Origin of the sequence: Litorivivens sp. (assembly GCF_041625495.1) — a bacterium.
Taxonomy (GTDB): domain Bacteria; phylum Pseudomonadota; class Gammaproteobacteria; order Pseudomonadales; family Spongiibacteraceae; genus Litorivivens.
The window spans coordinates 1-5,776 of sequence record NZ_JBFJTH010000206.1 but is presented as its reverse complement, the minus strand read 5'-3'; the positions used below and the strand labels follow the sequence as shown (position 1 = coordinate 5,776).

Genomic DNA, 5,776 nt, shown 5'->3' with positions numbered 1-5,776 from the left:
TTCGGTAACAGCGTCTACTCACCTGCCATCCTCGGCGAGGTAACCACGAAAGTCGATTTCGAGGAAATTGCCCCCTACTTCGGCTTAGGCTGGGGGCATCGCGCTACATCCGGATTTGCGGTCAATGCCGATATCGGTGTTATCTATGTGGGACCAGCCAGCGTCGACATGCGCTCCAGCGGCTCATGCAATGACGACGCCCAGTGTCGCGAGCAGATTAAGCAGGAAGAAAAGGAAATTGAAAAAGAGCTCGACAAGTACCGCTGGCTCCCGTTTGTGGCCTTAGGCGTGAGTTACCAGTTCTAATAACTGCTCGCCAATAACCAACCACCGGCTGGGAGGCGCGCAACCGCAATGCTCATTGCTGACCATCGCTTGCGCTCGCCAGCCCCGCCGCTTGGCGAAAGCTGCTGGGCGACTGGCCGGTCCAGCCTTTAAAGGCTTTGGCAAAATTACTCGCGTCGCTATAACCAAGCCGGTCGGCGATCTGGTCGACGGTCAACTGCCCCTCCATCAGCCAGGCTGATGCCTGCCGCAAGCGTTGATCATCCTTAAGCTGTTGATAGCTAGCACCCTCTGCCTTCAGGCGACGCTTCAGCGTTGCCATAGACATATTCAACCGCGCTGCAATCTCCTCCAGTGGCGGCAAACTACCCTCCAGTTGCTGTAACTGACGGCTCACCCGCTCGGCCACGGTTTGCTGTTCCCGCTGCCTGCGCAGATCGCTTTCACAGCGCGCCTCTGCCAGACGCGCCAGGTCTTCGTCGCGAGCGGGAATCTGCGCATCCATAATGCTGCGCGGCCAACTCAAACTGTAGTGTTCACTGTTGAAGACCACCTGCGACCCGGCGGGTAGAGGCGGCATCGGCGTCGACGGCGGCGCACCGGTCAGGGTGATACAGCTAGGGATATTACTGGCACTTCGCCCGAGAATCTGGCGGCACAGGGTTTCCAGACAAACCAGAAAATTCAGGCTCACATAGCGCACGGTGTCGCTGTCGCTGATTCTCGGCACCAGAAACAATTCGGCGCGCTGCGGATGCTCGCCGCGCTGCAGATCGAACAGCTCAATGCGGGTAGTCACGTAGCGATACAGCTTCTCAGCGGCTTCCAGCAGGGTATGACTGTGTTGGGCAGCGTATCCCACGTAACCGTGCTTAGACATTGTCATGCGGCGCCCGCCCTCCAGCGCCGTCCAGAAATTGCCGTCGTGAGCACAAAAGTTGTCCATCGCCGTAAGAAAAGATTCATGGCCGATGGTGGCTTCCTGTTGCAGCAAAATGCCCGCTTCCAGCCCACTCCCCGCCAGCAGATCCGCCACACTCATACCGCGCTCAAACGCCTGTTCGCTAAGGGAGATAAGGTAATCACTGGAAATACCGTAAGCCCCCTTTCCTACCCTGTCGGCATTCATACCCCTGCTCACTCCCTGATGTGTGCTGATCTCAAAGCACCGGTTATTGCGACAAAATAACCTGCCGCCATGGTATTAGCCATGGCATATTTTCATCATCGAATGAACAACGCTTGATAATTGCCGACAGCCCAAGCGACGACAGGAGCAACACCATGGACAACGCCATCACCGTACGTCGAATGAATTTCGCCATACAGCCTGAAATGGAAAAGTACTGGTTCAACGGCAACCCGCTGATATCTGCTTTCTTTTATGCGCTTTCGGCCACTTTTCCAGACGGCGAGCGGTTCTTTATCGATACAGTACGCCACTATCGCAACGATATTGAAGACCCGAAGTTGCAGCAGGAAATACGCGCGTTTATCGGCCAGGAAGCACACCATGGCAAAGCCCACGAAGACTTTAACAATGCACTGGAGGCAAAAGGCTTTCCAGTAAACAAAGTAGCGGCAAAAGCTAAAGCCCTGCTCGACCTGGCACGGCAGCGCTTAAAACCTCAGCGTCAGCTCGCCATAACCGTGGCGCTGGAGCATGTCACTGCCACGATGGCTGAACACGCGCTGCGGCACCCAGAGCTGTTAGAGCAAATGGATCCCACTTTCCGCAAAATGATTATCTGGCATGCGGTTGAAGAAATTGAACACAAAGCCGTGGCGTTTGATGTATTCCGGCACTGCGTGGATGACGAGTTTCTCAGACGGCGAGTGATGTTTATGTCATTGATCTTGTTCTTTGGCCGGATCATGTACTTTCAAAAGCTGCTGCTGCGTGCCGACAACCGTCGCGCAAACCTGAGGGAATGGTGGGGCGCCATGAAGTTTTTCTGGGGCAAAGGCGGCTTAATGCGTGAGTCTCTCATCCATTTCGCCAAAGCCTTCAAACGCGGATTTCATCCGCAGGATATTGACCAGACCGCACTGATCAAAGATTGGCAGAAACGGTACCCAGAGGTCGCCGGCCTGCAACTAACCTGAGCACGCCCCCAGTCCGTTTAACGGGCATAACAGCGCAGCGCCAGGCTCGCACCACTTGCACTTACCGGGTCGAGTTCGCTAGTCTCCTCCAACACTACCGTGAAGAGGAAGCACCATGTTCAGCCACGTTATGCTAGGCGCCAACGACCTTGAAGCCTCGCGCAAATTCTATGACGCTACGCTTGCAACCCTGGGTTACAAGCCGGGCATTAAGGATGAGCGCGGGCGTTACTTTTATTTCTCCGACAACGGCATATTCATTCTGACGACGCCGATCAATGGTGAGCCTGCAAGCGCAGGCAACGGCTCTACCATCGGCTTTGCCGCTGCGACACCCGAGCAGGCAAACGCCTGGCACGAAGCCGGCGTGGCCAATGGCGGCACCGCCATTGAAGACCCGCCCGGAGTACGCGAAGGCGGCGGCATGAAACTGTACCTGGCCTATCTGCGCGACCCATCAGGCAATAAAATCTGCGCCTTGCATCGCGTGGCCGCGTGACCGCATACAGCGCCTAAAGGGGAGGCAAAACCTCCCCTTTTTATTACCACTATTTTTTTATTGTCAGCGTTGACATTCAGCCCTATTATGCGCCACCGATGGCGCTCCGCCATCGTCTACCGGGGGGTGGTGCCATGCCGTTTTCCAATGCACGACTCAGCGTTCTCAACCTCGGCGACCAATTTCGCATCGCTGATCTTGAAGCTGACATTCTTGATTACTACCAGGCAAAACGTTTCCGCGACGCCTATCAGATTCCGGGGAAATCCGGCGAAGTCTGGGTGTTCACATACGGTGTTGCCGTGTTCTGGGGCTGCGAAGACGATGAGCAGCAAGACATCCTGAAACGGATCACGCCGCATCTGGAAGATCAGGCATCAAAGCGCACCTTTGATCACTTTACCTTCAGCCTCAATGCCGGCGAGAACAGCATCCATGCCGACAAGTTTGCGCTGGCCGGTGACGACCCCATGCAGCGACTGGCGGTCTCTCATGCACTGGCCCAGTCCATTCAGCTGAATGTGTTCGAAACCATGGCCGAAGACAATATCCGTTCAACCGCGGATATTCCACGATCACTGGCGAAAACAGGACGGATAAAGCTTGGTCGAAAAGCCATTGCCAAAATTCGAGGACACTTGTTTTCAAGCAAGAGCGACATCATCCTGCACTACGGCCTGCTGGACACGCCTGAGTTCTTCTGGGAATACCCCTCGCTGGAAAGTTTGTACAACCAATCGGCACGCTATCTCGACATTCGCCCCCGGGTGGAAGTTCTATCGCAAAAGCTGGAAACCATTCATGAGCTGCTTGAAATGCTGGCTGATGAGCAAAATCATCGCCACAGCGCCTTTCTAGAATGGATCATAATTCTCCTGATCGGCTTTGAAATTGTCATGATGGCGTTTCACTAACGCTGTAAATCACCGGACGCCGGAACCACCGGCGCTCCGGAAATTCGCCACGACATAGCTTGCAACAGAACAGCCCGGGAGCGGCTAGCGACGGGGGCCGCGCATTTTAGGACGCTCTGCGGTGTTCTTTTGCGCGGGTTCCGGCATTACCATTTCACGACGGCGCTCCGCCTCAATGGCTTCTTCCGCAAAACGACCGACGCCGATGTGTTCTTCCAACGCCTTCTCCTCGCGCTCCACAGCCTGAATATACTGTCCGCTGTAGCCACCATCGGGACTAACAATATAAGGAGTAATCAAAACTACCGTTTCCGTTCGCAGCCCAGATTTCTCGCGGCTGGCAAACAGTCGACCAATCAGCGGAATATCTTTCAGAAAAGGGACACCACTGGCAGTTTCACTGACAGTATTTTTCAGCAGGCCACCAATAAACACGGTCTGCTTGTCATTTGTAATCAGGTTTGTAGCCACTTCCGTTGTATTCTTGGAAGGAATTCCATCGTTGATACTGCCAGTACTGATCTGGGGATAAATATCGAGCATCACCCGGTTGTCAGCATCGATTGACGGGGTAACACGCAAGATGACCCCCGACTCAAGAAACTCGATGCTCTCGGTCGTCACCTGATTGATAGTCGTTGTCACACGGTAGCCAATTCTCTCGCCCACAACAACGGACGCTTCCTTGTTTTCCAAAGCCAGCAGTTTTGGTGTTGAAATCGTCCGCAATCGGCCGTCGGTCTGCAACGCATCGATTAACAACTCGATGTTGTCATTCACCACGTTAACAAAAAGACCCGGCGCTCCCGGCGCGGCCAAACCCTGCACACCAAACTGCTTTACTTCTCCCGGGTCGACGGAAAAAAGCTTCGTCCAGTTGATACCGTGAGCCAGACCGTCGTTGAGTGTAATTTCAAAGATCTTTGCTTCGATCAAGATTTGACGCGGTGGTGAATCAACCGCCTTGAGGATACGGTGAATCTTAGCGAGAAAGTCTGGCTTGTCTTCAATGACAAGGACCCTCTCCTGCGCCGCCAATGTAACTTTGCCATACAGCGATATATAGTTCTTGGCGATATCCAGCAAGGCCTGTGGCTCTGCATAACGAATCGGAAATGCCTTGAGACTGGTTAAACCTCCGGTGGCATTCACGCCAACATTTTTCTTATCAATAATGTAATAGGTTCGACCGCGTTTTTCGGCGGCAAAACCCGCCATCTCCGCCAGCGCACCGACGGCTTCATCCATAGTCACATCGTAAAGGTTAAACGAAATATCCCCTTTGACATCCTTTTCTAGCAGAATGCTGACGCGTCCCTTTTGTGCCAGCATCGCCATAACATCGCGCACTGGCGTGTCATTGGCGCTCATTGAAAAGCGCTCTTCTGCAATCACTGGGAATGCCAACCCGCTAAAAAGTAGCAGTGTAGCGATCATATGGCAGACAGCCGTCCGTAAACGCTGTACTCGCTTCATTTGCGTACACCCCCTGCGTCTTCTGACGTGTATACCCTGACACGATATTCACGCTCATTTTTCGTAAACAAAACAGCACCGTCCTCGATTGCCGCCACTTTATAAGATTCAACGACATCGCCCGGCATGACAATTTTGCCGTTAACGTTGGCGGCGCGATACTCGCCGGATAGCATGACCGCTCTGACCACAGGTAGCTTTGCAGTACTGACAACGCCATCGCGGCTATCGGCGGTTAATGCCGGCGGCTTGAAGGGATCGTTGCGAAGCTGCAGGGTTTCTGTTGCCCAAACACTCTGAGCCGCAACAAACCATACGAGCAAACACGTTCGGTAGGGGGCGAAGACTATCATTGGGCCACCCTATAGTTAGCCATGCGTAACGTCATTATCAGATTAGGATCAGTCGCTGCACGACCACTGGAAGCGACTTCAAAGTGATCAACTACGATAAATCCAAGCTGCTGATTGATCGCCTGAAGCCAGGAAAACAGACT

Annotated in this window: 6 protein-coding genes and 1 pseudogene; 4 read left to right on the top strand and 3 right to left on the bottom strand. The window is 53.8% G+C overall.

Annotated elements, in window-relative coordinates; all coding sequences use genetic code 11:
• Positions 1-306, top strand: a pseudogene (locus tag ABYP39_RS16920) (hypothetical protein); the annotation flags it as partial.
• Between the two features lie 52 nt (positions 307-358).
• Here the strand turns inward: ABYP39_RS16920 and ABYP39_RS16915 are convergent.
• Positions 359-1,414 (bottom strand): helix-turn-helix domain-containing protein, encoded by a 1,056-nt coding sequence (locus ABYP39_RS16915; protein ID WP_372748337.1) that lies wholly within the window; start codon positions 1,412-1,414, stop codon positions 359-361.
• Between the two features lie 155 nt (positions 1,415-1,569).
• Between ABYP39_RS16915 and ABYP39_RS16910 the strand changes: the two genes are divergently transcribed.
• The 3 genes from ABYP39_RS16910 to ABYP39_RS16900 all read left to right on the top strand — a co-directional run bounded on the left by ABYP39_RS16910 (position 1,570) and on the right by ABYP39_RS16900 (position 3,804).
• Positions 1,570-2,391 carry a metal-dependent hydrolase gene (locus ABYP39_RS16910; protein ID WP_372783749.1) on the top strand — a complete coding sequence of 274 codons (822 nt, stop codon included), beginning with the start codon at positions 1,570-1,572 and terminating at the stop codon, positions 2,389-2,391.
• 115 nt (positions 2,392-2,506) lie between these two features.
• Entirely contained in the window at positions 2,507-2,890 is a 384-nt protein-coding gene (locus ABYP39_RS16905; RefSeq protein WP_372783747.1) for a VOC family protein, read from the top strand.
• Between the two features lie 134 nt (positions 2,891-3,024).
• Entirely contained in the window at positions 3,025-3,804 is a 780-nt protein-coding gene (locus tag ABYP39_RS16900) for an RMD1 family protein (protein ID WP_372758355.1), read from the top strand.
• 84 nt (positions 3,805-3,888) lie between these two features.
• On the opposite strand, the gene ABYP39_RS16895 is transcribed toward ABYP39_RS16900, so the two are convergent.
• Both ABYP39_RS16895 and ABYP39_RS16890 read right to left on the bottom strand, forming a co-directional pair.
• The gene (locus ABYP39_RS16895) at positions 3,889-5,280 is read right to left on the bottom strand and encodes a type II secretion system protein GspD (protein WP_372783745.1); all 1,392 of its coding nucleotides are present in this window, start codon (positions 5,278-5,280) and stop codon (positions 3,889-3,891) included.
• Positions 5,277-5,633 carry a hypothetical protein gene (locus tag ABYP39_RS16890; RefSeq protein ID WP_372783743.1) on the bottom strand — a complete coding sequence of 119 codons (357 nt, stop codon included), beginning with the start codon at positions 5,631-5,633 and terminating at the stop codon, positions 5,277-5,279. Before ABYP39_RS16890 ends, ABYP39_RS16895 begins: the two co-directional genes overlap by 4 nt.
• Positions 5,634-5,776 lie beyond the last annotated feature (143 nt).